Source organism: Bacillota bacterium (assembly GCA_013178305.1).
Lineage (GTDB): Bacteria > Bacillota > Sulfobacillia > JABLXB01 > JABLXB01 > JABLXB01.
In genome coordinates this window covers 79,096-103,897 of record JABLXB010000005.1, presented here as the reverse complement: position 1 = coordinate 103,897, position 24,802 = coordinate 79,096, and the positions used below count along the sequence as shown (strand labels likewise).

26 protein-coding genes and 1 riboswitch are annotated in these 24,802 nt (G+C 63.6%); of the genes, 1 reads left to right on the top strand and 25 read right to left on the bottom strand.

Features of this window, described 5'->3' with window-relative positions:
- Positions 1 to 2 precede the first annotated feature (2 nt).
- The 11 genes from flgB to HPY55_11355 all read right to left on the bottom strand — a co-directional run bounded on the left by flgB (position 3) and on the right by HPY55_11355 (position 13,505).
- Complete coding sequence (gene flgB, locus HPY55_11405; GenBank protein NPV71229.1) at positions 3 to 386, bottom strand: flagellar basal body rod protein FlgB; 384 nt, start codon at positions 384 to 386, stop codon at positions 3 to 5.
- 78 nt (positions 387 to 464) lie between these two features.
- Positions 465 to 549, bottom strand: a riboswitch (cyclic di-GMP riboswitch).
- A 179-nt stretch (positions 550 to 728) separates the two neighbouring features.
- Positions 729 to 1,511, bottom strand: a complete 783-nt coding sequence (codY, locus tag HPY55_11400; GenBank protein NPV71228.1) for a GTP-sensing pleiotropic transcriptional regulator CodY — start codon at positions 1,509 to 1,511, stop codon at positions 729 to 731.
- Positions 1,512 to 1,545: 34 nt separating this feature from the next.
- A complete protein-coding gene (hslU, locus tag HPY55_11395) occupies positions 1,546 to 2,946 on the bottom strand; it encodes an ATP-dependent protease ATPase subunit HslU (GenBank protein ID NPV71227.1) in 1,401 nt (466 codons plus the stop codon).
- A gap of 39 nt (positions 2,947 to 2,985) precedes the next feature.
- Positions 2,986 to 3,540, bottom strand: coding sequence for an ATP-dependent protease subunit HslV (hslV, locus tag HPY55_11390; protein NPV71226.1), 555 nt, complete (start codon positions 3,538 to 3,540; stop codon positions 2,986 to 2,988).
- A 63-nt stretch (positions 3,541 to 3,603) separates the two neighbouring features.
- Positions 3,604 to 4,539, bottom strand: a complete 936-nt coding sequence (gene xerD / locus HPY55_11385; GenBank protein NPV71225.1) for a site-specific tyrosine recombinase XerD — start codon at positions 4,537 to 4,539, stop codon at positions 3,604 to 3,606.
- Positions 4,540 to 4,555: 16 nt separating this feature from the next.
- Positions 4,556 to 6,718 carry a type I DNA topoisomerase gene (topA, locus tag HPY55_11380; protein ID NPV71224.1) on the bottom strand — a complete coding sequence of 721 codons (2,163 nt, stop codon included), beginning with the start codon at positions 6,716 to 6,718 and terminating at the stop codon, positions 4,556 to 4,558.
- 50 nt (positions 6,719 to 6,768) lie between these two features.
- Positions 6,769 to 7,866: a DNA-protecting protein DprA gene (dprA, locus tag HPY55_11375; protein NPV71223.1), complete on the bottom strand. Its 1,098-nt coding sequence runs from the start codon at positions 7,864 to 7,866 to the stop codon at positions 6,769 to 6,771.
- 145 nt (positions 7,867 to 8,011) lie between these two features.
- Entirely contained in the window at positions 8,012 to 9,484 is a 1,473-nt protein-coding gene (locus HPY55_11370) for a LysM peptidoglycan-binding domain-containing protein (protein NPV71222.1), read from the bottom strand.
- Between the two features lie 157 nt (positions 9,485 to 9,641).
- A complete protein-coding gene (locus HPY55_11365; protein ID NPV71221.1) occupies positions 9,642 to 10,850 on the bottom strand; it encodes an electron transfer flavoprotein subunit alpha in 1,209 nt (402 codons plus the stop codon).
- Between the two features lie 12 nt (positions 10,851 to 10,862).
- The gene (locus HPY55_11360; GenBank protein NPV71220.1) at positions 10,863 to 11,648 is read right to left on the bottom strand and encodes an electron transfer flavoprotein subunit beta/FixA family protein; all 786 of its coding nucleotides are present in this window, start codon (positions 11,646 to 11,648) and stop codon (positions 10,863 to 10,865) included.
- Positions 11,649 to 11,924: 276 nt separating this feature from the next.
- The gene (locus HPY55_11355) at positions 11,925 to 13,505 is read right to left on the bottom strand and encodes a YifB family Mg chelatase-like AAA ATPase (protein NPV71219.1); all 1,581 of its coding nucleotides are present in this window, start codon (positions 13,503 to 13,505) and stop codon (positions 11,925 to 11,927) included.
- A 180-nt stretch (positions 13,506 to 13,685) separates the two neighbouring features.
- Here HPY55_11355 and HPY55_11350 point away from each other — a divergent pair, with 180 nt between their 5' ends.
- Positions 13,686 to 15,158: a fused MFS/spermidine synthase gene (locus tag HPY55_11350; protein ID NPV71218.1), complete on the top strand. Its 1,473-nt coding sequence runs from the start codon at positions 13,686 to 13,688 to the stop codon at positions 15,156 to 15,158.
- A gap of 29 nt (positions 15,159 to 15,187) precedes the next feature.
- Here HPY55_11350 and HPY55_11345 read toward each other — a convergent pair whose 3' ends face one another.
- The 14 genes from HPY55_11345 to HPY55_11280 all read right to left on the bottom strand — a co-directional run bounded on the left by HPY55_11345 (position 15,188) and on the right by HPY55_11280 (position 24,746).
- On the bottom strand, positions 15,188 to 16,849 hold the full coding sequence (locus tag HPY55_11345) for a hypothetical protein (protein NPV71217.1): 1,662 nt from the start codon (positions 16,847 to 16,849) through the stop codon (positions 15,188 to 15,190).
- A gap of 141 nt (positions 16,850 to 16,990) precedes the next feature.
- Positions 16,991 to 17,434, bottom strand: coding sequence for a GyrI-like domain-containing protein (locus tag HPY55_11340; protein NPV71216.1), 444 nt, complete (start codon positions 17,432 to 17,434; stop codon positions 16,991 to 16,993).
- A gap of 58 nt (positions 17,435 to 17,492) precedes the next feature.
- Positions 17,493 to 17,831: a YraN family protein gene (locus HPY55_11335; GenBank protein ID NPV71215.1), complete on the bottom strand. Its 339-nt coding sequence runs from the start codon at positions 17,829 to 17,831 to the stop codon at positions 17,493 to 17,495.
- Between the two features lie 14 nt (positions 17,832 to 17,845).
- Positions 17,846 to 18,712 (bottom strand): ribonuclease HII, encoded by an 867-nt coding sequence (locus HPY55_11330; protein ID NPV71214.1) that lies wholly within the window; start codon positions 18,710 to 18,712, stop codon positions 17,846 to 17,848.
- A gap of 43 nt (positions 18,713 to 18,755) precedes the next feature.
- Complete coding sequence (gene ylqF / locus HPY55_11325; protein ID NPV71213.1) at positions 18,756 to 19,595, bottom strand: ribosome biogenesis GTPase YlqF; 840 nt, start codon at positions 19,593 to 19,595, stop codon at positions 18,756 to 18,758.
- A gap of 12 nt (positions 19,596 to 19,607) precedes the next feature.
- Positions 19,608 to 20,120: a signal peptidase I gene (gene lepB, locus HPY55_11320; protein NPV71212.1), complete on the bottom strand. Its 513-nt coding sequence runs from the start codon at positions 20,118 to 20,120 to the stop codon at positions 19,608 to 19,610.
- A gap of 75 nt (positions 20,121 to 20,195) precedes the next feature.
- Positions 20,196 to 20,537 (bottom strand): 50S ribosomal protein L19, encoded by a 342-nt coding sequence (gene rplS, locus HPY55_11315; GenBank protein NPV71211.1) that lies wholly within the window; start codon positions 20,535 to 20,537, stop codon positions 20,196 to 20,198.
- A gap of 111 nt (positions 20,538 to 20,648) precedes the next feature.
- Positions 20,649 to 21,398: a tRNA (guanosine(37)-N1)-methyltransferase TrmD gene (gene trmD, locus HPY55_11310; protein ID NPV71210.1), complete on the bottom strand. Its 750-nt coding sequence runs from the start codon at positions 21,396 to 21,398 to the stop codon at positions 20,649 to 20,651.
- The gene (gene rimM, locus HPY55_11305) at positions 21,395 to 21,886 is read right to left on the bottom strand and encodes a 16S rRNA processing protein RimM (GenBank protein ID NPV71209.1); all 492 of its coding nucleotides are present in this window, start codon (positions 21,884 to 21,886) and stop codon (positions 21,395 to 21,397) included. Before rimM ends, trmD begins: the two co-directional genes overlap by 4 nt.
- Before the next feature lie 56 nt (positions 21,887 to 21,942).
- Positions 21,943 to 22,377 carry a hypothetical protein gene (locus tag HPY55_11300; GenBank protein ID NPV71208.1) on the bottom strand — a complete coding sequence of 145 codons (435 nt, stop codon included), beginning with the start codon at positions 22,375 to 22,377 and terminating at the stop codon, positions 21,943 to 21,945.
- Complete coding sequence (locus HPY55_11295; GenBank protein ID NPV71207.1) at positions 22,374 to 22,604, bottom strand: KH domain-containing protein; 231 nt, start codon at positions 22,602 to 22,604, stop codon at positions 22,374 to 22,376. The genes HPY55_11300 and HPY55_11295 overlap by 4 nt, the downstream gene beginning before the upstream one ends.
- 18 nt (positions 22,605 to 22,622) lie before the next feature.
- Positions 22,623 to 22,898, bottom strand: coding sequence for a 30S ribosomal protein S16 (gene rpsP / locus HPY55_11290; protein NPV71206.1), 276 nt, complete (start codon positions 22,896 to 22,898; stop codon positions 22,623 to 22,625).
- A 33-nt stretch (positions 22,899 to 22,931) separates the two neighbouring features.
- Entirely contained in the window at positions 22,932 to 24,290 is a 1,359-nt protein-coding gene (gene ffh / locus HPY55_11285) for a signal recognition particle protein (GenBank protein NPV71205.1), read from the bottom strand.
- Between the two features lie 72 nt (positions 24,291 to 24,362).
- Positions 24,363 to 24,746, bottom strand: a complete 384-nt coding sequence (locus tag HPY55_11280) for a YlxM family DNA-binding protein (protein NPV71204.1) — start codon at positions 24,744 to 24,746, stop codon at positions 24,363 to 24,365.
- Positions 24,747 to 24,802 lie beyond the last annotated feature (56 nt).

Genomic DNA, 24,802 nt, shown 5'->3' with positions numbered 1-24,802 from the left:
GACTACCGCCTCCCCTCGGTAATGACTGTCCTCATCAACGCGAGCTTCAACGAGAGCTGACGGGCTATAGCGTTGTAGATGATCGTGTTCTCTCCCAGTACCGTCATCTCGTAGTCGACGTCGACGTTGTTCCCATCGTTGCGCTGAGACCTGTTCCCGTCGACCATGACGACGCGCTCGATGGGGACATCCTCGTCGTCACCGCCGGACATCGACCCTTCGATGGCGCGGCGCATGACCGTCTCGAACGATACGTCTCTGCGCTTATATCCGGGGGTGTTGGCGTTAGCCAGATTTCCGGAGATCGCGCGGTGCCTTACGGACGCGAGGTCGAGCCCCTTCTCCAGGAGCGACATCGTCGCGTCGTTGACGACCCTGCCTACCATCCACGATCCCTCCACCAAAAACAAACTCGCTCGCCGGTTGCCTTCGCAACAGACGAGCGAGACACGCTCCCCCTCTGCTTCGGCAACCCGGCTATCATGGCCTTGCGGCTTTAGACCCGTGGCTTTGCGTCCCCACCTTTCGGTGGGTTTGCCATTTATCGCGCAGTCGTGCCCTATTTAATTGGGTGCTGTCTCATATACGACAGATTACCACATTTTCCTTCTTTTGCAGCTAAATATTTTTCAAGATCTATCGATAATCCGATGAAGGGGCGCGGGACAGGTACGAGGAACCGCAGGCTTCCGCCTGCGGTTCCTCGTAGCCTAGCAGCCAAAATATTGTTACCGGCGAGAACGCGCGAGCTCCTCGACGAGTTTGTCGTTAAGGACGCGAATGAATGTGCCTTTCATGCCCAGTGACCGGGACTCGATGACACCCGCGCTCTCGAACTTCCTCAGGGCGTTGACGATGACCGATCTGGTAATACCCACCCTGTCGGCTATCTTCGACGCAACCAGGAACCCCTCCGTGCCGTTGAGCTCGTCGAATATGTGGTGGACAGCCTCCATCTCGGAGTACGAGAGCGTCCCGAGCGCGACCTCGACGGCCGCCCGTTTCCTGCCCTCTTCCTCGGCCTCGACGGCCGCCGACCGGAGCATTTTCATGGCCATGATCATCGCGGTGTACTCGGCGATGACCAAGTCCGCCTCGCCGAACCCGTTGCCCTGGCGGTTCAGCACGAGCGTCCCCAGGCGCTCGCCGTCGCCTGTCACCGGGACTACCGTCGTCATCCTGTCGGCGCTGTCGCACGCCTTGTCCCTGCAGAACACGCATCTCGCACTGTCCTGTGGGAGGTTGTTTACAGTCTCCTCCATGAGGAGAAGACGGTCGTTATAATCAAATGGAACCCTCCCGGCCCCCAGGATATCCGTCTTCATGATTTCGCAACCGGAATCGCATGCCGGCGCAACCCCCAGCAGCTCCCCCTTCCGGTTCAAAATGAGGACGTTACACGAGAGCGATTCCCTGAGGAGCCCGGCCACATCGCCGAAGTCGCCGGAGCCTCCTGAGCGCTGCTGGAACAGGTGCAAAATGGAGCGCGTCTTCTGCAACAACGACTGCATATCTGTTTCCCTCCCTGTGCGCTGGTCCCACGACTTACAGTATATACCTTGAAATGTCCGCGTTGGCGACGATGTCCGAAAGCCTGGCCCTTACGTAATTCCTGTCTATTACAACCGACCTGGGGCCCGCGCCGGGCGCATCGAACGACAGGTCTTCCAGTAGCTTCTCCATGACGGTGTGGAGCCGCCTCGCGCCGATGTTCTCGGCCTGCTCATTGACTCTGGTCGCCATGTCGGCTATCTCGTCCACCCCGTCGGGAGTAAACCGCAGAGTGACCCCGTCGCTCGCGAGCAACGCCTGGTACTGCTTCGTAAGCGCGTTCTCAGGTTCAGTGAGTATCCGCTTGAAATCCTCCCTGCCCAGCGCCTCGAGTTCGACCCGGATCGGGAATCTCCCCTGGAGCTCAGGGATCAGGTCCGAGGGCTTCGACACGTGGAACGCCCCCGCCGCGATGAACAGGACGTGGTCCGTCTTCACGGGGCCGTATTTCGTCATCACGGTCGAACCCTCTACGATGGGGAGTATGTCCCTTTGCACTCCCTCCCTCGAAACATCGGGGCCCAGGCCCTTCTCGCGACCCGCTATCTTGTCCATTTCGTCGATGAAGACTATCCCCATTTCTTCGGCGCGCTGGACAGCCTCGGATATGACGGCGTCCATGTCGATGAGTTTCTGCGCCTCTTCCTGCGCGAGTACCTTCCTCGCCTCGGCCACGGGGATCTTCCGCCGCTTCTTCTTGCGGGGCAGCAACCCGCCGAATACGTCCTGGAGATTCACGCCCATTTCCTGTATCCCGCTGCCGTCGAAAACCTCGATCAGCGGCGTCGCACTATCGTCTACCTCGACATCCACCAGGCGGTCCTCGATCTCCCCGGCCGACAACAGCTCGCGCACCTCATCGCGGGCCCTGCGGGCTTCGCTCACGCGCTGCTCGAACTCCTCGTCAGGCTCCCGCGCCCTCTGCCCGCCGAAAATCGCCTCAAACGGGTTCCTGGGGCCCGACTCCCGTGAAGGTATGGGGACGAGGATATCCAGGAGGCGTTCCTCGCCCAGCGCGGCCGCCTTGTCCTTCACCTCTTCCATGCGTTCGGCCCTCGTCATCCTCACGGAACTTTCGACGAGGTCTCTCACCATGGCGTCCACGTCACGGCCGACGTAGCCGACTTCGGTAAACTTGGTGGCCTCAACCTTGACAAACGGCGCATGCACGAGCCGTGCCAGCCTGCGTGCGATTTCGGTCTTGCCCACTCCGGTCGGGCCGATCATGAGGATGTTCTTGGGTACTATCTCGTCCCTCAGCTCCAGCGGGACGTTGTGCCTCCGGATGCGGTTCCTGAGCGCTATCGCTACCGATCGCTTGGCTTTAGCCTGCCCGACCACATATTTGTCAAGCTCCTCGACGATCCGCCGAGGGGTGAGTTCACTCGAACCCATGCCCAGACGGCCCCCTCTCCCCCAAAAGACACCCATGGTTCAACTCGCGTCTATCTCCTCGAGCACCACGCGGTCGTTGGTGAATACGCAAATCTCCGACGCCACTTTCAGCGCCTCCGCGGCGATTTTACCAGCGTCCAGGCCGGTAAACCGGACGAGGGCCCTTGCCGCGGCCAGGGCGTATGGCCCGCCGGACCCGATGGCGGCCACGGAGTCATCCGGTTCGATCACGTCACCACTACCCGAGATGACCAGGAGCCCGGTCGAGTCCATGACGATCATCAGCGCTTCGAGCCGGCGAAGCGCCCTATCTGTCCTCCAGTCCTTGGCGAGTTCCACAGCGGCGCGCTGCAGGTTCCCCCTGCTCTCGGCCAGCTTGGATTCAAAACGCTCGAACAGGCTGAAGGAATCTGCCGCGGAGCCGGCAAAACCGGCGAGGACTTTCCCTCCACTTATACGCCTCACCTTACGGGCAGTTTGTTTCATTATCGTGTTATTCGCGCTAAGCGTTACCTGCCCATCCCCCGCCATGGCGCCCTTGCCGTCTCGCCTCACGGCCACGATCGTGGTGCCTACAAACGGCCCATTCTCCACGGCCAATCCAGACTACCCCCTGTTGCGCTCCCGCGCCACGAAATGGAAACGTCCCCGCCGGCGCTACGCCCGCGGGTGCGCCTTGTCGTACACCTCTTTCATCTTCTTCCTCGTGATGTGCGTGTAGATCTGCGTGGTGGATATGCTCGCGTGACCAAGCATCTCCTGGACAGAGCGCAGGTCGGCGCCCCCGGCGAGCAGGTGTGTGGCGAACGAATGCCGCAGTGTGTGGGGGCTGACGTGCTTCCTGATCGCGAGCATCTTCACGTACTTGTCTACGAGGCGCATGACGCTCCTCGTCGTCAGCCGCGTGCCGCGCTTGCTCAGGAACAGCGCCCTGCCCGGTTTCCGGGAGTTCGCGGCCAGCGCGGGGCGAGACGACTCGAGGTATCGTCCGAGAGATGCGATAGCCTCGGAGCCGACCGGCACGAATCGCTCCTTGCGTCCCTTTCCCATTACCACCACGTACCCCACCGAGTAATCGATATCCCCTGCGCTCAGCGAAACGAGTTCACTAACCCGTAGCCCCGCCGCGTACAGGAGGTCCAGTATCGCCCTGTCTCGAGCGCCCAGGACCGTGGAGGAGTCAGGCTGCTCGATGAGCGCCCGGACCTCCGCTTCGTCAAGAAAGTGAGGCAGCTTCTTCTCCAGCTTCGGGGTTGCCACCTCTTTGGCGGGATTGCTGGAGATCCGGTCTTCCCTACAAAGGTACTTGAAGAACGTGCGCAGGCATGCCTGTTTTCTCGCGATGGACCTCCTGGAATAGCCCTGCCCCGACAGGTGGGAGACGAAGCCGCGGATGACGAGGTAATCTATCTCCTCGGGTCTCTCGATGCCCCGGCCAAGCCGGTCCAGAAAACCCAAGAACTGTGAAATGTCGCGGCTGTAACTCTCGAGGGTCTTCGGCGACGCCTTCTTCTCGGCGACGAGATACGTGAGGAATTCTTCAACGAGATTTTCCGCCAAGTCGGCTTCTGCCCCTTTCACGGTGCGGACCATTACCCATCGCTGCAGTTCAGCCGGATATCTCCACCCCGACTGGGGCAGCCTGTCCGGCAACCTCCTCCGGAGGAGCCTTTCGCGAGCCCTTCCTGGGGGGCCGGGTTACATAACCGCAACCCTCCCTGGAACAACGGTATTCGAGGCCTCGTTCCCTTGTCCTCTTCTCCACAAGAAAAGCTCCACAATTGGGGCAATTTTCACGTAGCGGCTTGTCCCATGATACGAACTTGCAGCCGGGGTACCCGCTACAACCGTAGAATTTCCTCCCCTTCTTCGATTTCCTGACCACGACCTCACGCCCGCACTCCGGGCAATTGACGCCGGCCGGCTCGGTGATCGGCTTGGTGTTCCGGCATTCCGGGAAGCCGGGACATGCCAGGAATCTCCCGAAGCGGCCACGCTTGATTACCATTTGCCTGCCGCACTGGTTGCACACAACATCCGTGGGCTCGTCGGGCCGCTCGACGCGCTCGATCCTCGTATCGGCCGCCTCGAGCATTGACGAGAAGGGGGTGTAGAACTCCTGGACCACGTTCAGCCACCCGCGGTTGCCCGACTCCACACCATCGAGGTCCTGCTCCATGGCCGCAGTGAATTCGACGTCGATTATGTTGGGGAAGTGCTCCCTGAGAAGGTCGACAACGATCCTCCCGAGCGCGGTCGGCTTGAACCGGCCCTGCTCCTTGTTCACATACTCCCGGTCCTGGATCGTCTCAATCGTCGGCGCATACGTGCTCGGACGCCCAATGCCCTTCTCCTCTAGGGCCTTGACGAGCATGGCCTCCGTATACCTGGACGGCGGTTGCGTGAAATGTTGTTTTCCTTTCAGCCCCTGAAGCCGCAGGCGCTCGCCCTCCGCGAGTTCCGGGAGCGCCTCTTCGCCGTTTTTCTCTTCGTCGTCTTTTCCCTCGACGTACACTCTCGTGAATCCCGCGAACTTCAGGGCCGAGCCGCTCGCCTTGAACAGGTGCTCCCCCGCCGCTATGTCGGCCGTAACAGTGTCATACACGGCCGGCGCCATCTGGCTGGCGAGGAACCTCTCCCAAACCAGCCGGTACAGCCTGTACTGGTCGGCTGTGAGGAACTGCTTGACCGACTCGGGATCCCTGAACACCGAAGTCGGCCTTATGCACTCGTGCGCTCCCTGGACGAACGGCTTATCGCCGGGCTCCTTACGCACGAAGCCCCTGTATTCGGGCCCGAACTTCGACTGGACGTACGAAAGCGCTTCGCCTCGCGCGGCTTCACTGACCCTGGTGGAGTCGGTCCTTATGTAGGTCACGAGTCCCACCGTTCCCGCGGAACCGAGCGAAAGCCCCTCGTAGAGCTGCTGGGCGGCGCGCATGGTCCTCCGCACAGTGAACCCGAGTTTCCTGCCGGCCTCCTGCTGCATCGTGCTCGTTGTGAACGGCAGCGGTTGTATGCGCCGCCTTTCCTTCTTCTTGACGGACGAAACCACATACTCGCGGGCCTTCAGCTCGCCGATGAGGTCACGGACCTCGTCACCGGTCTTGAGGTCCCGCTTCTCGCCCCGCGCGCCGTAGTACCTCGCGGTGAATGCCTCGCCAGCCCCTCCATCTTTGACCAGCGCAGCAACGAGTGTCCAGTATTCCTCCGAGACGAACCGCTCGATCTCGTTCTCCCTGTCGCAGATGAGCCTGACGGCGACCGACTGCACCCTCCCGGCGCTCAGTCCCGGCCCAACCTTGCGCCACAATAGCGGGCTGAGCTTGTAGCCGACGAGCCTGTCGAGTATTCTCCTCGCCTGCTGCGCGTTGACGAGGTTCATGTTTATAGAACGAGGCTGCTTGACGGCTTGCTGGACGACGTCCCGCGTAATCTCGTGGAACTCGAGCCTGTTCGAGTCGCTTTCTCCGAGCCCGAGTATGTGGGCGAGATGCCACGATATGGCTTCACCCTCGCGGTCAGGGTCGGTGGCGAGGTACACCTTCGAAGCCTTTTTGGCCCCTTCACGCAGGTCCTTGATTACATCGCCCTTACCCCGGATCGCGATGTACTTCGGCTCGAACCCATTATCGACATCCACACCGAACTGGCTCCTTGGAAGGTCCCTGACGTGGCCCATCGAGGCCTTTACGGTGAATCGCTTCCCCAGGAAGCCCTGTATGGTCTTCGCCTTGGCCGGCGACTCCACGATGATTAACGGTTTGGTCATCCCGATGCGTGACACCCCTCCGGCTTGGATTCCGTCCGCTCGTATTCTACCTAGCGCCGCCTGCAGTATACCCCTCCCGGCAGCCTGCACACAAGCCCCATGATCTCCAGCTTCGTAAGACTGCCCATGACACCAGGCAGGTCCATCCCCGTGCTCTGCGCTACTTCACCGACCGACATGGGTCCTTCGCGAAGGGCCTCCATCACCGCGCCTTCCTCGACGGAAGGTTGGGCGCCGCAACCGGTCCCCCGCCCGGTTCCCCCGCCGGATGTCTCCAGACCAAGCGGCTCCAGGACGTCCGCAGCGGTCTCAACCAGCCCTGCTCCACTCCTGATGAGCCCGTTGGTGCCGCGGCTCATCGCCGCCCCCGCCGGCCCCGGAACCGCCAGTACCTCCCGCCCCTGTTCCAGTGCGAAGTCCGCGGTGATGAGCGCGCCGCTCGATTCCCCGGCCTCGACCACGACGGTGGCCTCGCACATACCACTGATAATCCTGTTGCGCGCGGGAAAGCGCCACGGTTCGGGCTGCGACCCCATGGGGTATTCGGATACCACCGCGCCGCTGTGGATGATGCTCTCAAGGAGAGCGGCGTTTGCCCTTGGGTACGGCACGTCCACACCGGTTCCGAGCACGGCCACGGTCGGGCCCCCGCCGTCGAGAGCCCCACGATGCGCGCAGGAATCTATGCCCGCGGCCATCCCGCTGACGACCACCACGCCGCTCAATGAGAGATCCCGGGCCAGCGCGGCAGCCATGGACCTTCCGTACGGCGTGGCCTTGCGACTACCGACGACCGCGACCCAGGGCGTCCTGTCTTGGCCGCGCGCCGGCGCACCGAGACTCGAAAGGGTCATTCCGCGCACAAACAGAAACGGCGGGAAATCGTGGATGTTTCTGAGTAGTGGGGGATACTCCGTGGAAAGGTACGTGACGAGGCGCGCTCCGGCCCTCGCCATCGCCTGGACCTGCAGGTCCTCTTCTATGCCGGGAACGCTCCGCAGGACGCCTGCTGCAACATCCAGGGGCACGCACGCAGCCCTGGACACTTCGGCCGCGGTACGGCCCAATACGGCCTGGGGCGAGCCAAAGAATTCTACGAGGCGGACGAAGCGACGTGGGCCTATCCCTGCCGCCCTGCCAAGAGACAACCAGTATGGGGCGTCCTCCGCGCCGGCGGCGCCGGCGGCCGCCGGTTGAACGGCCCCGTGTTGGACCGGATGAGATCTCGACACGGCTGGATCGTTTCTACCACGGGGCCATCGCTTCCTTCCATCGCGGGTCACGATCTCCCGGTCACGATGCCTCGGGGCTCACGACCTCCCACACCCGGGGATCCTCGTACCCGAGGCGCCAGAACACGATCCCTCGAAGCCCGAGATTCCTTACGAGTTCCATTTTGTGGGCCAGGCTCGCCGCATCTTCAAAGTAGACGACGCGCTTGATGCGGCCGTCCTTGTAGTAGAAGAATGGCACCAGGCCGGTGGCGTCCCTGCTCACCTGGACCCCATGTGCGGATGCCATCTCGAGCGCCCTGAACGCCGGCACGGCCCTGGCTCCACGGCGGCCGATCCTCCAGTCGTATCCGTAAGAGGGCACGCCGAGCACGAGCTTGTCGGCCGGCACCGCCGTGGTGGCATATTCGCAGACAGCCCGCACCCAGTCAATACCAGCGACCGGGCCGGCTGCCCCGGTGGCATAGTGTTGGTCGTAAGCCATCACGAAAACGAGGTCGCAGATGCTCGCCAGCAGCGGGTAGTCGAACGCTCCGGACCAGCCCTGGGACGGGTTTTCCTTGAGTTTGGCGGGCACCGATGCTGTCACCATGTACCCCACCGGGTGAAGCGCGTCGGCCAGTTCGCGCATGAACTGGGAGAAGTAACGCCTGTCTTCGGGGGGTACGTTCTCGAAGTCGATGTCCGCCCCTGCCGCCTTTTCCCGCTCGACGACTTCGAGGATTCCGTCGACCGCCTTTTTCCTCAGTTCCGGGCTTCTCAAGATGAGATGCACCAGGTTGCGGTCGAACCGGCCGCCGTTCAGATTCGTGAACATGATCAGGAACCTTCCACCGCCCTGGCGCGCCGCCTCACGCTGGTCGTCATACAGGGTCCCATCGACGGAGCCATCGGGTCTGATGCGATGTGACGCGAATATGAGCAAGTCGAGCGCCTGCCCGTACTCCTTGACCGAGGAAAACGCCAGGGAATCGCTGGCGGAGGACTTCACGTAGTATCCGGCGACCAAATGTGACGGGAGCCGTGGCTGCCTCGAGATTGGCCGGACGGGGAGACTGGGATACGGAATGACGGCGATCGTTCCCGCAGCGGGGGCTTTTCCGCCGTTCGCCTCGATTATGGCCTGCATGGGGGTCCCGTATCTCATCGCCACGGCCTCAAGCGTTTCCCCCCGCTCAAGCCGGTGCAGTAGGCGAAGGTCGTAACCCCCCGCGACGCCGGCGGCGGCCTTCCCTACTACCAGGCGCTGGCCCACCTTGAGTAAGGTGCTCTTGAGCCCGTTGGCCGATTTGAGATGAGCGACGGTCATGTTGAACTTCCGGGATATCGAGTACAGGGAGTCCCCTGGCTTCACGGTGTAGATACTGGCGGTTGCCGCCCCCTTCTGAGACGGCGCTGCCGCTGCGCGGCCTGTGGGGCCACCGGCGCCCGTCCGGCCCGCGGCTGCCCAGCCCGCGAGGACTAACGAAATCGATAAGAGGGTGACCGCGGTAACACGCGGGGCTCTCACCCGAGTCGACAAAACGAAACCCATCGCGGACCTCCAGCTCATGGAGTACAGGTGTGTCACGGCTTGACATAACTAGCATACTATGGCTCAGCCGTTATGGACAACCCGACTCATGGTTCGCAATGGGTAAAGAGGTAAGTCCTGCTCCATAAAACACGGGCAGGCTCGGATTCTCAGCGCATCACGATTGGCCCGACGCCTTCTTCATCTCCTTCGTCAGCGCCGGCACGACCTCGAACAGGTCGCCCACGATGCCAAGGTTGGCCACCTTGAATATCGGCGCGTCGGGGTTCTTGTTGATCGCAATGATCATCTCCGACCCCTGCATTCCCGCCAGGTGCTGAATGGCGCCGGATATGCCGACCGCCACGTATATCTTCGGGCAAACGGTCTTACCGGTCTGCCCCACCTGGTGCGAATACGGTATCCATCCCGAGTCAACCGCCGCCCGGGACGCCCCCACAGCCGCCTTCAGGGCCTTGGCCAGTTCCTCGATCAGGGCGAAGTTCTTCGCCTCCCCGAGGCCTCTGCCGCCCGACACGATGATGTCCGCATCCTCGATCTTGACGGTCTCGGTGACTTCCTCGACGAACTCGAGCACGCTCGTCCGGGGCTTAATCGAAGCGGAATCCACCTTGAACTGTATGGTCTCCCCAGCCCTGTGTGGGTCCGCCACCGCGCGTTTCATAACGCGTGGCCTTACCGTGGCCATTTGCGGCCTCGTCCTGCGGCACAGAATCGTGGCCATGATGTTCCCGCCGAACGCGGGCCGGGTCTGTTTCAGGAGGCCGGTTTCCTCGTCGATGGTCAGCCCCGTGCAGTCGGCCGTGAGGCCGGTCCTGAGCTTGCCAGCCAGCCTGGGCGCCAGCGACCTTCCGGTGGACGTCGCCCCGAACAACACGATCTCCGGCTTATACTGGTTGACCATGCTCTCCATCACCAGGGCGTACGGTTCATCCCTGAAATCCTTGAGGCACGGGTCGTCGGCAACGTACACCGCGTCGGCGCCGTGCGCCACGAGGTCCCTGGCGCACCCCGACACCCCGCTGCCCAACAGCACCGCCGCGAGCTTCTGCCCTCGCGCCCCTGCGAGCTTGCGGCCTTCACCCAGTAGTTCGAACACGACGCCTGCGATTTCACCGTTTCGCTGCTCCGCGAAAACCCAGACGCCGCTCGACTCCTGGGCCGCACCGCCGCGGAGGCCTCCCTCCTCGGCAATCTTCTCGATGGCTTCCACCGGGCACGCGGTCACACAGGCGCCACACAGCGTGCACGCCTCGGTTATCCTGGGAGGGCCGTCCTCCCGTATTTCTATGGCCCCAAACGGACACGCGCTCACGCACGCGCCGCACTGTGTACATACTTCAGCAAGTATCCTGATCTCGCCCACTCAGATTCCCCCTCATCCACACCTGACGTCGCGCAGCCTCGAAACGAGCACCTTGACCTGCTCCTCCACAGGGGCCTCGAGTACCTGCCCCTGTTTCCGGAGCTCGGGGGTGAATACCCTGACGACCTCGGTCGGGGACCCCTTGAGACCGGTCCTCTCCTCGTCCGCACCGATGTCCTCGAGTCCCCACACCTTGATCTCCGTGCGCTTGGCGCGCATGATGCCTTTCAGCGTGGGAAGACGGGGCTGGTTGATATCCTTCATGACTGTCAGCAGTACGGGCATCGTGGATTCAACGACCTCCACTCCGCCCTCCACCATACGCTCCACCCTTACCCTGCCGCCGTCGAAGGCGACCACTTTCTTGACGTAGGTGACGTGCGGGATGTCCAGTTCTTCAGCTACACCCGGGCCGACCTGAGCGGTATCGCCGTCTATCGCCTGTTTTCCACAGAGTATCAGATCGGCGCCGCCTAACTGTTTAATGGCCCTGGCCAGCGTGTACGCAGTCGCCAGAGTGTCCGCTCCGGCGAATCGTTTGTCTGAGAGAAGTACCGCGTCGTCCGCGCCCATCGCGACAGCGTCCCTGAGCGCGTCCCGCGCCTGGGGCGGCCCCATGCTGACCACCGTAACCGTGCCGCCCAGCTGCTCGCGCGTATGGATGCCCTCCTCCAGGGCGTACGTGTCGAATGGGTTGATGATGCTTGGCACTCCCTCGCGCACGAGCGTCCCCGTTTCGGGGTCTATCTTGACCTCCGTCGTATCGGGGACTTGCTTGATGCATACGATTATCCTCATCACATACCCGCCTTTCGCCGTGCATTCGCGCAGTTACGGACCAGTAACGCGCCCACGCTGGGACGCACTATCCAAGCTTAGCACCCGGCCGGATCCGCTGTCAATTGTCTCGTCCGCGGGCAAACCGCCCGCTTCCGGGCACGGCTAACCACGCCCGGGCGACGCTCTGCGTGGCCACTGGGGCCGCGCCAGGCTCGCCTTCAGCGGCGCGGCGGCCGCCTGCCCTGGGGCCCCACCCGACACCCATGCAAGAGGTGTGCCGCGCGGGCGGCGATACTACAACCCCTGGACTCCCCGCCCGCCGGTGACCCTGTACTGCACGGCCTCAGCGACGTGCTCGACGGCAACCTCTTCCGATCCCGCCAGGTCCGCGATGGTCCGCGACACCTTGAGGATCCTGTCGTACGCCCTCATGCTCAGGTCGAGACTTTCGAACACCTCGCGGAGGAATTCCCTCGCGCCGGAGCCGAGCCTTACGTGCCTCCGCAGGTGCCGGCGCTCCATCCTGCCATTGCAGTCAAGCCCGGCCCCGGCCAGCCTGGCGGCTGCCAACTCGCGCGCGCGCAGCACCCGCCCACGGACCTCTCCGGAAGACCACCCACCTCGATCCCCGCGCCCGCCGCCCTGGGCTCCGCCCCCGGCCGGCTCGCCGCCGGTCGGGGGGAACGGCTCACGCCTCATCTCCACGTGCAGGTCGATTCTGTCCATGAGCGGACCGGACAGCCTCGAACGGTAGGCCGCCAGCCGCGCAGGCGGGCACTCGCAGGGCCGGCTGCGGTCCCCGAGGAACCCGCACGGGCAGGGATTGGTGGCGAGAACGAGCAAGAAAGACGCGGGGAATGTGACGGCCCCTCCTGAGCGGACCACCCGCACGAAACCGTCCTCGAGCGGCTGCCTCAACGCCTCCAGCGTGTCGCGCCTGAACTCGGCCGCTTCGTCAAGGAACAGCACCCCGCGATGCGCCAGCGACACCTCACCCGGCCTGGGTTCGCCCGAGCCCCCTCCGATTAGAGCCGCCTGAGATATGGTGTGGTGAGGAGCCCTGAAAGGCCTTTCCCTCATCAGGCCGTCCGGGCACTTCAGCAGGCCGCACACGCTGTATGTCCTCGTAACCTCCAGGGACTCTTCCCCTGTCAGCGGTGGCATGATCCAGCGGAGCCGGCGCGCCAGCATGGTCTTACCTGTCCCAGGGGGCCCTACCAGCAACACGTTGTGCCCTCCGGCGGCCGCGATCTCCATGGCCCGCTTCGCATGGTCCTGCCCGGCCACATCGGCGAGGTCCTCACTGTCGGGTGCGGGGTCCGGAGGGGCAGGCCCACATGGCGGTGGGATGCGCCTGCCGCAGGAATCTCGGGAGCCGCCGCTCAGCCACGCGAGCGATACCGCCGGAATGACGTCTATACCCCCTACGCAGGCCGCCTCGCCCGCGTTCCCCGCGGGGACTATGACCCCCTTCAGCCCCGCGTCGCGCGCGGCCAGCGCCCCCGCAAGCACCCCTGCCACCGCCCCGACCGAGCCGTCCAACGACAGCTGCCCCATGGCGACATAGTCGTCCAACGCGCCACCGCGCCGGAGTTGCCCCGAGGCCGCAAGTATCCCCAGGGCTATGGGCAGGTCGAAGCCAGGGCCTTCCTTGCGCGTGTGGGCCGGCGCGAGGTTTACCGTTATCCGTTTGCAGGGGAATTCGAACCCCGAGTTCTTCACGGCCGACCTGACGCGCTCGGCCGCTTCGCGAACCGCCGCATCCGGCAAGCCGACTATCGTGAAGCATGGCAGGCCGTTGGCGACGTCCACCTCGACCTCCACTATGTATCCGTCAACACCGCGGACCCCCGCGGACCTCACCTTGACGACCAAGAGCGCCGGAACGCCTCCCTTCACGCCAGCGCCCGACGCCCTCACCCACGGGTGTGTTCTCCATGATCCATATTATTCCTGCCGGTGGGTCAACCGGCGCCGCAACGCCGGAAGGGATGCGGGCCGGGTGGACGAAATACGTCTGCATTACCGCACAGGCGTAGACGAGGTGAATGGCACTTGCTGGCTTATTACCTGATGGCGTTCCTCTGCGGCGGTTTTACCATGACACTCGAGCTCGTGGCAAGCAGGCTGGTAGCCCCCGTGCTGGGGGTTTCCTTGTATACGTGGACCAGCGTAATCGGCGCCGTCCTCGCGGGCATGAGCGCCGGGAGCTTCGCCGGCGGCTGGCTCGCCGACCGGCGTGATCCGCGCCAGATACTGGGCCCGATACTGGTGGTCTCGGGGATCGCCGTGGCACTCATCGTCCCCATCCTCCCCGCCCTTCACCTGGCCATCCCGTTCCTGAAGGCGCCGCTCCTGAGGGTGGCCCTGCCTATCCTCGCGGTATTCGGCATACCCTGCTTTGCGATAGGCCTCGTTTCCCCCGTCCTGTACCGGATCTGCCTGAACGACCCCGCGAGGACAGGGAGCACCGTCGGGCGCCTCGCGGCCTCGGGATCCCTCGGCAGTATCGCGGGGACGTTCGCCACGGGGTTCTGGTTGATCCCGGCATTCGGCACCAGGGCCATCGTGCTGGGGGTTTCCGGGGGGCTGCTGTTCCTGGGCGTCCTCGCCATGACGTGGAAATCCCGCCGAGAGAGGGCTGTAGCGCTGGTTCTTGTCGCGGCGGTTGCGGTGGGAAGCCTCGCGGGCCTCAACCGGTTCGTGCGGGATGGCAACGTAATCGAGTCAGCTTACTACCGGATAAAGATCGCGACCAGCGTTCATCCGGTAGGCGGTATCGTGAAGCAGCTCATACTGGACAACCTCATCCACTCGGCGGCCAACCCTGACAACCCCGACTTCCTCTGGTACGAGTACGAACGGGTGTCCGCCTGGGTCATCAGGAACTGGGCGCCCGAAAACGTGCGCGCTCTGTTTGTGGGGGGTGGGGGGTACACGCTCCCTTACTGGGTCGAACGCCGCTACCCCAAGGGGGCCGTCGAGGTGGTCGAGATCGACCCCGAGGTTACGAAGATCGCCCTCTCGCAGTTCATTGTTAATCCGACGAAAATCGTGTCCCTTAACGAAGACGGGCGGACCGCGGTAAACAACCTTCCGCCGGGCAAGAAGTACGACCTGATATTCGGTGACGCATTCAACGACCTGTCGGTCCCGTACCATCTGACCACGAAGGAGTTCGCCGGTCTCCTGAGGGCCCACCTCTCCGACAACGGGGTGTACGTGGCGAACATCATAGACACGGCCGGCGGTGGCTTCCTCGACGCTTTCACCACCACGCTGTCGCAGGTGTTCCCACACATCTGGATAGTCGCCGGCAGCGCGTCGGCCGCACACGGGGTCAGGAGCCCCCACCTCGTGCTGGCGTCTGCATCCCCGCTCCCGGTTGACAAGTGGACTGCCCCAGAAGACGTCGATTTCGCGGTGAACCCACGAGAGCCAAAGAACAAGGGCCTGGTCCTAACGGACGACCACGCCCCCGTGGATAATCTCCTGCTGCCTCTTTTCGCGGCCAAACTGGGCATCTGACGCGCCTTCGCGGCGCCGGCGGGTCGCTTCTAGACGGCCACGCTGTATCCACAGCGGACTACAGCCCACCTCTGCCCCGCCGCATATATGGGGACCACGAGGTCCTTCAAAACCTCGCCAGTGTCCCTAGCGTATGTCTGAAGCAGGAACTCCCTGCCTCCGCCCGGCTTCGAGAGGTCGATTCCCGCGGCCGTGAACTCCGAGCGATGGGCTCGCGGCCTGACCTTCTCGGCCCCGCGCAGCCCGACTCGGGCGGCCTTCAGACCCACAGGGTCCTCAAACATGCGCTTGAGCCTGTTGCCCGCCAGGTCTTTCGCCGGGTCTCCCGTCCAATCGCGGGCGGCGTTGCTCGCGACGGCTATGCTAAACCCGTTGATGTCCGTGACCGCGAGGTACGCAATGCCGGGGTCCGCGGCAGCGTATTCGTCGATTAACGCTATCAGCTGCCTGTCTACTTTCCTGTCATACCTGGTCGTGTATTTTGGGGGGTTGAAGCCTTCTCGTGGAACCCGCCTGACATCGAACAGGTCAGCCAGGTTCGCGATGAGTGCCCCCTTCACCTCGACGTAGTTGGTGTCGAACACGTCCGCAGCAGTCAGCCGGCCTTCACGCATCGCCCGTTCGACCACCGCTTCGGCGCGCTCCGCGAACTCGTTCATGAGCTCGCGGATCTCGTCAAACCGGCTGCCCACGCGGTAACTTCCGATTATCGCCTGCGCCGACTCCGTCACGCCTGACAGCCTCAGCTCGCTCGACTTCCCAAGTGCGACGGCGGCTTTCTCGGCGCCAGAGGAGAGCTGCCTCACCCCTTCTTCGAGGTTCGCAGCCGTGGCGGCCTGTTCTTCCGCAAGCGCCGCCAGGCGGTCGGCGGTCGTGGATGCCGTTCTTGAGAGGCTCTGGATCGACCCGAGGGATTCGCGAGCCGCTTCCGCCCTGGAAGCGCCCTCAGATATCCCACCTGAGAAACCGGACATGGCCACCTCAGTGTCCGTCATCCACTTCCTTATCTGCTCGACGAGCGCGGATATCTCCTTCGTGGACCTCGCCGTCCGGTCCGCGAGGTTGCGTACTTCCGAGGCGACCACCGCGAACCCGCGCCCGCGGTCGCCGGCGTGCGCCGCCTCGATGGACGCGTTGATGGACAGGAGCTGCGTCTGCCGTGCAACCGAATCGATTACCTCGATGACCTCATCCGTGCGCGCCGTCCTCTCGGATAGGCCCTTCACACCTCTGGAAGCATCCTCGGCGAGGCCCATCACCGACTGTATGGAGGAGATGGCGCCGCCGATCACGCCGAGGCCGGTCTCCACCGTCTGGTTGAGTTGCGAAGCCATCGCCGCGGAGTTGGCGGCCGAGGATGCCACTTCCTTGACGGCGTCCGACAGCTCCGACACCATCTTCGAGAGCAGTCCGACCTGCTCGCTCTGCGCCCTGACGGCCGACGATATCTGGGTGAGACTCATCAGGTTCATCGCTTCGAGGTGAGAGGCACGGCTGATTTCGGAATGCAAAGCGAGGAGAGTCTCGCGAAAGGATCCTGCGATATCATTGACCGCTCGCTCTATCAGCACCATTGCGGGGTCTGTGCACCTGGTTTCGAGCCTGCGAGTGAGGTCCCTGCCTCCTGAAATGAGGTCCCGGACGAATTCGGCCACCCGTTCCGCTGCCGACTGGAGTTCGGGTGTGGACACGAAGAGCCCTCCCCCCATTGAAGAGTTCGATATAACAGAAATATCGGCTCGATCAGCAGGTTCCGTTAGAGAGAGCTCGCCTGAAGCGGGGTCGCCCGCGGCGGTGGAACCTGCCCAGTGCGGCGCCGGCTGCACTCCGGCTCAGGCGGGAGTGATCGGGATCTGTATCTCGGTGACGTACTCTGCCGGTTCCTTGCTGGACTGCGGTCCGACGAGGTATATCTCGCGGCTGGGTCCTGCGGTCTTGAGACCCTGCTCTTCCATCCACGCGAACAGCGCCTCGTATGCCTTCCCCACTCCGCCGTAGTCGCCGATGTACATGACGGATGCCACCTTCGCGGCCGGCAGAACCCTGTCGCCCCCCTTCTGGACGGGGAACGCGACCTCCACGTCTACAGCCGACGGGTCGAAGTCAGGGTTGTGGTACATGGCAAAAGGCGCTCCCTCGGGGCGACCGCGCAGCCTGCGGGCCACCTCTCCGAACAGTCGCCCTACCTCGCCGATTGGTATCGTCTTCCTGACTGACACTACGGGTTGCTCGGGTAAATCCTTCGTCTCCACACGGAGGTCCCTGGATTCGAACATGTTGCCTTCCCTCCTCAGGGTATCGATCGCGGATTGGATCTGGACGAGGGCCTATTCGTTAGAACGCATCCACGATGACATCCACGGCCGAAACCCGCCCGCCGTCAATCACGACCGAAACCACGTCGAACCTGCAAGGGCGGTCGCGGAGGTCTCCGGCAGCGCCCGTCAGAAACGCGCGCGCAAGCCGCTCCAGCCTGATTCTCTTCCTGTGATCGACGAACTCCGCGGGGAACCCGTAGTCACTCGAACGCCGCGCCTTGACCTCGACGAACACCAGCGTCGCCCCGTCCAGGGCAATGATGTCCAGTTCCCCCAGCCTGCAGCGCCAGTTGCGGTGGAGTATCTTATACCCGCGCCTTTCGAGCTCCTCGACCGCCACGTCTTCCCCGGCCATCCCCGTGAGGCGGCTCAATCGAAGCCCGCTCCCTCGCCGGTCCCACGCCCCGGCACGCTGTCGAGCCCGGGCAGAGTACCCTGCTCGCTACGCCAGTGGAACGTCGTCCGGTGGTGCGGGCACGGCCCCAGTCGCTCGAGCGCCTGGAGGTGTTCGGATGTGGCGTATCCCTTGTGCCTGCAGAAACCGTATTCGGGGAATTCACGGTCGATGTCCACCATGATGCGGTCGCGCGTCACCTTTGCCAGTATGGACGCGGCAGCCACGCAATTGCAGAGCGCGTCACCGTCGATAACGGGTAACTGAGGTGTAGGTAGTCCAGGCAGCCTGACGGCGTCGGTAATTACGTAGTCGGGGGCAATGCTGAGGCCTTTCAAGGCCCGCACCATCGCGATTATCGTGGCGCGGTAGATGTTGTGCGTGTCGATCTCCTCGACTGTCGCTATACCAGTCGAGACTGCATCTGCCCTCGCCACGACAAGGTCGTAGATCCGTTCCCTTTGGGCTGGCGTGAGTTTCTTGGAGTCATCGAGGCCCTGTATGTAGGTCCCAGGCTCCAGCACTGCCGCCCCCGCGACCACCGGCCCCGCGAGCGGCCCACGCCCCGCCTCGTCGACACCGCACACCACCCGGAATCCCTGTTGCCAGCAGCGCCTTTCGTAAGCCCACCGCTCCTCGTACCGACGCCTGTCCTCCGCGATCCTCGCGAGCGCGCGTTCGACCCGCCTGCACAAAAGGTGCGCCCGTCCTTTCCCACCGCGATCGAGGGACTGGAGCATCTCGAGTAGACTTTCCAGCCCCGAGCAGTCACCGCTCTCTGCCGCGGCCTCAATGATCGCCTCACACGCCCGGGCTGAGAGCTCTCCGCAGGCGGACGCCACGGCCCCACCTACGCAAGACCCTCGCCCCCCTCCATCGAGAGGTTCACGACGGGGTTTCAAGGCTGAATCTCCCCGCCCTTCCGTCGCGCAACTGTTTAATCATCCACAGGGCCGCCTTCCCGCGGTCAACCTCGCCACCCCTCATGAGGAATCCTCTCTTCCGCCCCAGTTCGTCAATGATGAGTTCGGGCGGCGCGGCCGGGTCTCCAACACCAACCGCGGTGAGCATCTCGGGACGGAGCGTGGCCAGCAGAGCGACGGCCTCGAGCCCCATCTCATAGGTGTCATACGTGGTTTCCGGGATAATACCCATCAGCGCCAGCTTGACCTGGGCGCCGGCCCCCGTTTCCCTGTGCTTGAGTATCCCGGGCAGGTCGAGCACTTCGATGCCCTCTCCAGCGCGGATCCACTGCTTGCCACGAGTGATACCCGGGGCCGCCCCCGTCCGCGCTGAGCCGCTAGAGGTCATGCGGTTGATAAGCGAGGATTTGCCCACGTTGGGGACGCCGGCAACCATTATCCTGAGCGGCCTCGGCCGCCCGCCGCGCGAGAGGCGCGCTTCGCGTTCGCCGAGCGCCTCGCGGCACCCGCGCAGGAGGTCCCGGACGCCCGCACCAGTGAGGGCGTCCACTGGGAATGCCAGCGCATCTTGAGACCGGAACCACTTGACCCAGCGGTCCGTGATGGGCGGGTCCGCGAGATCCGCCCTGGCCATTCCTATTACCCTCGGCTTGTCGCCAATCACGCGCGAGAGCGCCGGGTCACGGCTGGTCTCCGGCCCGCGCGCGTCGACAACCTCGACGACAACGTCGACGAGCCTGGCGTTCTCCCTGACGGCGCGCAGAGCCGCCGCCATATGCCCGGGGTACCACGGCCTGCCCAAGAGGACACCTCCTCACCTGATAACCCTGATGTCGCCGAGCGGCCAGTACACGACAAGCGCCTTGCCGCGGAGCAGATTGATTGGCACGGGGCCGAACGCCCTGCTGTCGTGGCTGTTCGGCCGGTTATCTCCCATCACGAAAACCTGCCCGGCAGGTATAACCACCTTCGGGTGATCGCTCAGGACGTCCTTTCTGACGTAGGGTTCGTCAATGGGCTGCTGGTTGATGTACACCCTGCCGAGGCGGATTTCCAGCGTCTCTCCCGGCAGGCCGATCACACGCTTGATGAAGTCCTTGTCTCCCCGCTTCGGAAGGTGAAACACCACCACGTCGCCACGTTGCGGCGTTCCAATGCGGTAGGCAAACTTGCTGAGGAAGACTCGCTCCGCATCGTGCACTGTCGGCTCCATTGACGGGCCGTCCACGATCCACGACTGTACAACGAACGCCTGCACGAAATAGGCGAGTACCATCGCGGTCAGGATTACCTCGAGAGCCTCGCGAAACAGCCTCTTGTAGTTCATTCGAACCACCACCCCTGCCCCAATCGCACTGGAGCACAAAACAAAAAAAGGGACCGAACCGGCCCCTTCTTGAATCTACGCCCTTTCCTTGATCCTGGCGGCCTTTCCCCTCAGTCCCCTGAGATAGTACAGCTTCGCGCGGCGGACGCGGCCCCTGCGCACGAGCTCTATCCTGTCTATCCTCGGGGAATGAATCGGGAACGTGCGCTCCACGCCTACCCCGTACGACACCCGGCGAACGGTGAACATCTCGCGAACACCGCAACCCGATCTGCCGATTACGGTACCCTCAAATGCCTGCAGCCTTTCGCGGCCACCCTCAACGACCTTCACGTGCACCCGGACAACATCGCCCGGCAGGAAAGCCGGAACGTCCTTCTTGAGCTGTTGTTGCTCCAGGAGTTCGATCACGTTCATCGAAACCAGCCACCCCTCCATAACCGGACGCGTGTTTCCGGCAAATCAACGGACCTATTATAGCATGCCTGATCCTGGCTGACAATTGCCAGCCCTACCGGCCCCACGCCCCTATTCGTCGGCCCCCGATGCGATTTCGGATTCAATTTCTTCAAGCAACTCAATGTCCTCTGCGGTGAGCAATTCGCGCCTCACGAGGTCCCTCCGCCGTACCAGGGTACGCCGGAGCGCCTCCTTCCGTCTCCACCTGCGCACTTTCTCGTGATCGCCCGAAAGGAGAACGTCCGGCACGCGCATCCCGCGGAACTCGCGCGGCCTCGTATACTGCGGTCCCTCGAGGATGCCCGACGCGAACGAATCGGCGAGGGCGGACTCCTCGTCCCCCAGAACCCCGCGGATGAGCCTGCAGACTGCGTCTATGACGACCAGTGCGGGGAGTTCACCCCCTGTGAGGACGTAGTCGCCGATGGATATCTCCTGGTCGACCGTGTACCTGATCCTCTCGTCCACGCCCTCGTAGTGCCCGCAGACGAGCACGAACCAGCTCAGCCTCGAAAGTCGTTCCGCCACGGACTGGTTGAAAACCTCGCCCTGCGGGGTCATCAGTACCACCCAGGGCTTGCAGTCCCGATTCCCGATCACGGCCTCGAGCGCCGCGTACACGGGCTCGGGCTTCATGACCATCCCCGAGCCGCCCCCGTACGGGTAGTCGTCGGTGACCTTGTGCTTTCCCGGGGCGTATTCCCGGATGTTCGTCACCCGGACATCCACCAGCCCGTTGTCCCGCGCGCGCTTGATGATACTCGCGTCCAGCGGACCAGAGAACATCTCGGGGAAAAGCGTGAGGACGTCGATCTTCATTCCTGTTTCGCACCCGCCTCGACCAGCCCCTCGGGGAGTTCCACGATCATCGTCCGCGTCTCGAGGTCTACGCGCTTGACCACCGCCTTCAAGGCGGGGATCAGGACGTCCCTGCCCCCGTGGGGAGGCTTCACGACATAGACGTCATTCGCTCCGGTCTTGAGAACGTCCGACACGCGGCCCAGCGCCCGCCCGTCCCCTGTCAGAACGTCCAGGCCGATTATCTCGAACACATAGAACGACCCTTCGGGCAGCGGCCTGAGCTCGTCGCGACCGATCTTGAGGTATCCACCGGCGAGCGCCTGCGCCGCCGCCCTCGAATCGACGCCTGACAGCTTCACGAGGAGGTGGCGCTTTCCCCGCGTCACCCGCTCCACGGTGTGCCTCGCCAGGGGCGCCCCGTCCCCGCGGGGCTGCGCCCACACCCCGGCCCCGCGCTCAAACCGTTCCGGGAAGTCCGTCAGCGCCTCGACTCTCAGGTCGCCCATCACACCGTGCGCTCCGAACACGTACCCGATCGCTATCAGTTCTCCCGCTGCTGTTCCTACCTGCACCTTATCTCCACCACGACGCCGTCCTCCAGGACGATCGACGCCTGGGCAACGTCCTCCCAGCGGTCGCCGACCGAAACCGTGGCGAACCCCTCGACCGTCCCCTGGACGACCTCCGACCCGGTCTCGAGCCGGGCGATCTCTTTGAGCTTCTCGAGAAGGGCGGACTTCCGCTCCACCCGCTTCTGCCTCTCCAACTCGAGGTGCTGCTTCAGCCCCTGTACCTGCTGGGGGCCACCCTTCTCGATCTCGGCCGAGGCCTTCTTCACCTGGAGGTCGATCTGCTGGACCTCGAGGTCGATCCGCCGGAGAGCCTCCTGCAGTTCGGAGGCGAGGCGCTTCTTCAGCCCCTCGGTAACCTTCGCGCGTATCTGAACCGGCCTCGACACCGTGATACTCCGCCAGTCGCTCGAGGTTTCCACGTTCACGACAATATCTCCACCGAGGCCCTTTTCCCGTCCCGCGCGGCGACGGCCTTCACCACAGTCCGGATAGCCCTGGCTATGCGGCCCTGTCTGCCGATTATCTTCCCCACGTCATCCGGAGCCACCCTGACCTCGACCACTACGGACGACTCGCTCTCCACCTCTTTCACGTCCACCTGCTCTGGGTGGTCGACGAGCGCCCTGGTGAGAACCTCGACCAGATCCCTCATCCTGCAAGCCTCCCGGTGTTACTTCTTCGCCGTCCTGGCCTCGTGCAGCCTCTTCATCACGCCGACCCTGGAGAGGAGTCCCCTCACCGTGTCCGACGGCTGCGCGCCCTTACTCAGCCACTCCAGGGCCTTCTCCTCATTGACGTTCAATACTGCGGGCTCGGCGGCCGGGTTGTAGTACCCGATCTCCTCAATGAACCTCCCGTCCCTCGGGGAGCGGGAATCCGCTACGACCACCCTGTAGAACGGCGCCTTCTTCGCTCCCATCCTCTTCAGCCGGATCTTGACTGCCACCCTGACCAGTCCTCCTGTCCTCTAAAGCGGTGTTTATCTGCCAAAAGGTCCAAGGGGGCCGAGCGGAAACTTCCCACCACCCTTGCCCTTCTCGATACCCTGCAACTGCCTGACGAGCACCCTTGCCTGTTCAAACTGTTTCAAAACCCTGTTAACGTCCTGAACGGCCGTGCCGCTCCCGGCTGCGATTCGCCTTCTCCGGCCGGCGTCTATGACCGCCGGATTACGCCTTTCCTCTCGCGTCATCGAATTGATGATGGCCTCGACCCTTTTAAGTTCCTTCTCATCGGCGCCCGCCGGCATCGCCTTCTTTACCTGCGCGCCGAGGCCCGGGATCATCCCGAGTACCTGCTCGAGCGGACCCATCTTTCGGACGCTCTTCAGCTGCTCCAGGAACTCCTCCAGCCCGAACTCCGCGCGGCGCACCTTTCGCTCCAGTTCCCTCGCCTTCTCCAGATCGAGGGCCTCCCCCGCCTTCTCTATGAGGGTCAGGATATCCCCCATGCCGAGAATTCTGGATGCCATGCGGTCGGGGTGGAATGGTTCGAGGGCGTCCAGCTTCTCGCCGACGCCGGCGAACTTGATGGGCACTCCCGTCGCCGCGCGTATAGATAGCGCGGCCCCGCCACGCGTGTCGCTGTCGAGCTTTGTCAGGATCGCCCCGCCAAGGGACAGCCTGCTATGAAACGTGGAGGCCACGTTGACTGCCTCCTGTCCGGTCATGGCGTCCGCCACGAGCAGTACCTCGTCGGGGTTGACAGCCGCCCTGATCTCATCGAGCTCGCGCATCATGTTCTCATCTACCTGAAGTCTCCCCGCGGTGTCGATGATTACCGTGTCGCACATCAGGCCGGCGGCCTTCTCGAGGCCAGCCATGACGATATCGAGCGGCCTGGCGCCCTCGAGGGCCGCGTACACCGGTATTCTCGCCTGTTGCCCCACCACCTGGAGCTGTTTCACGGCTGCGGGACGGTACACGTCGGCGGCAACCAGCATGGGGTGCCTGCCCTGCTTCTTGAGGTGCAGGCCCAGCTTAGCTGCAGTGGTCGTCTTTCCGGAGCCCTGCAGTCCTACAAGCATGATCACGGTGGGCGGCTTGGGAGAGAGGGCAAGTCGCAGGTTCGCCTCACCCATCAGCGAGGTCATCTCCTCGTGGACGATCTTGACGACCTGTTGGGCGGGGCTCAGGCTCCCCATTACCTCCTGCCCCACCGCGCGTTCCTTGACCTTCGCGATGAACTCCTTGACGACTTTGAAGTTGACGTCGGCCTCGAGAAGCGCCAATCGTATCTCCCTCAAGGCCTCGACGACGTCCGACTCACTCAGGCGGCCTTTGCCCCTGAGCTTCCTCAGCGTCTCCTGTATCTTGCTGGATAGTCCCTCAAAAACCACCCGATTACCTCCGAATGGCACCCGCCAGCCCGTGGGCCGCGGTCAATCCGCCCGGTATACAACCCGATCTAATCAGCCTTGCTCCCTTAGTCCCCGGATCGCCGTTGCCGCCTTTGCCAGCGCCTCTCGCACGCCGGCGGGGGGTGTTTCCGACTCCGCGGCAGCCAGGGCCTGCAGCGCCTCGTCCGCGAGCCGCCTGCGGCGCGCTGCCCCTTCAACCACCCCGAGCACGCGTTCGTATTCCTCCAGGGATGCCTCCGCGCGAACCAGCGTGTCGTGCACAGCCGCCCTCGATATGCCGAACTGCTGGGCAATTTCCGCGAGCGACAGGTCCTCGCCGTAGTGGAGGTCGACCGCTTTCCTCTGGTTGTCCGTGAGGAGCGGCCCGTACACGTCGGCGAGAACCGCCATCCTGACGAACCTGTCTACCTTCCCGGGCTTCGACGTCCGGTCCAAACCCCTATCACCCCGAAAAACAAAAGGCGGGACGCATTGCGCCACGCCAAGATCTT

Coding starts and splice junctions, on each gene's coding strand:
- trmD (NPV71210.1), bottom strand. CDS start 21,398: ATGAAGATCGACGTCCTCACGCTTTTCCCCGAGATGTTCTCTGGTCCG.
- HPY55_11295 (NPV71207.1), bottom strand. CDS start 22,604: ATGAGGGATCTGGTCGAGGTTCTCACCAGGGCGCTCGTCGACCACCCA.
- rimM (NPV71209.1), bottom strand. CDS start 21,886: ATGGGCGACCTGAGAGTCGAGGCGCTGACGGACTTCCCGGAACGGTTT.
- xerD (NPV71225.1), bottom strand. CDS start 4,539: ATGGTCCGCACCGTGAAAGGGGCAGAAGCCGACTTGGCGGAAAATCTC.
- flgB (NPV71229.1), bottom strand. CDS start 386: ATGGTAGGCAGGGTCGTCAACGACGCGACGATGTCGCTCCTGGAGAAG.
- lepB (NPV71212.1), bottom strand. CDS start 20,120: ATGAACTACAAGAGGCTGTTTCGCGAGGCTCTCGAGGTAATCCTGACC.
- topA (NPV71224.1), bottom strand. CDS start 6,718: ATGACCAAACCGTTAATCATCGTGGAGTCGCCGGCCAAGGCGAAGACC.
- HPY55_11340 (NPV71216.1), bottom strand. CDS start 17,434: ATGTTCGAATCCAGGGACCTCCGTGTGGAGACGAAGGATTTACCCGAG.
- HPY55_11335 (NPV71215.1), bottom strand. CDS start 17,831: ATGGCCGGGGAAGACGTGGCGGTCGAGGAGCTCGAAAGGCGCGGGTAT.
- rplS (NPV71211.1), bottom strand. CDS start 20,537: ATGAACGTGATCGAACTCCTGGAGCAACAACAGCTCAAGAAGGACGTT.
- hslU (NPV71227.1), bottom strand. CDS start 2,946: ATGGGTTCGAGTGAACTCACCCCTCGGCGGATCGTCGAGGAGCTTGAC.
- HPY55_11360 (NPV71220.1), bottom strand. CDS start 11,648: ATGAGGATAATCGTATGCATCAAGCAAGTCCCCGATACGACGGAGGTC.
- codY (NPV71228.1), bottom strand. CDS start 1,511: ATGCAGTCGTTGTTGCAGAAGACGCGCTCCATTTTGCACCTGTTCCAG.
- HPY55_11370 (NPV71222.1), bottom strand. CDS start 9,484: ATGGGTTTCGTTTTGTCGACTCGGGTGAGAGCCCCGCGTGTTACCGCG.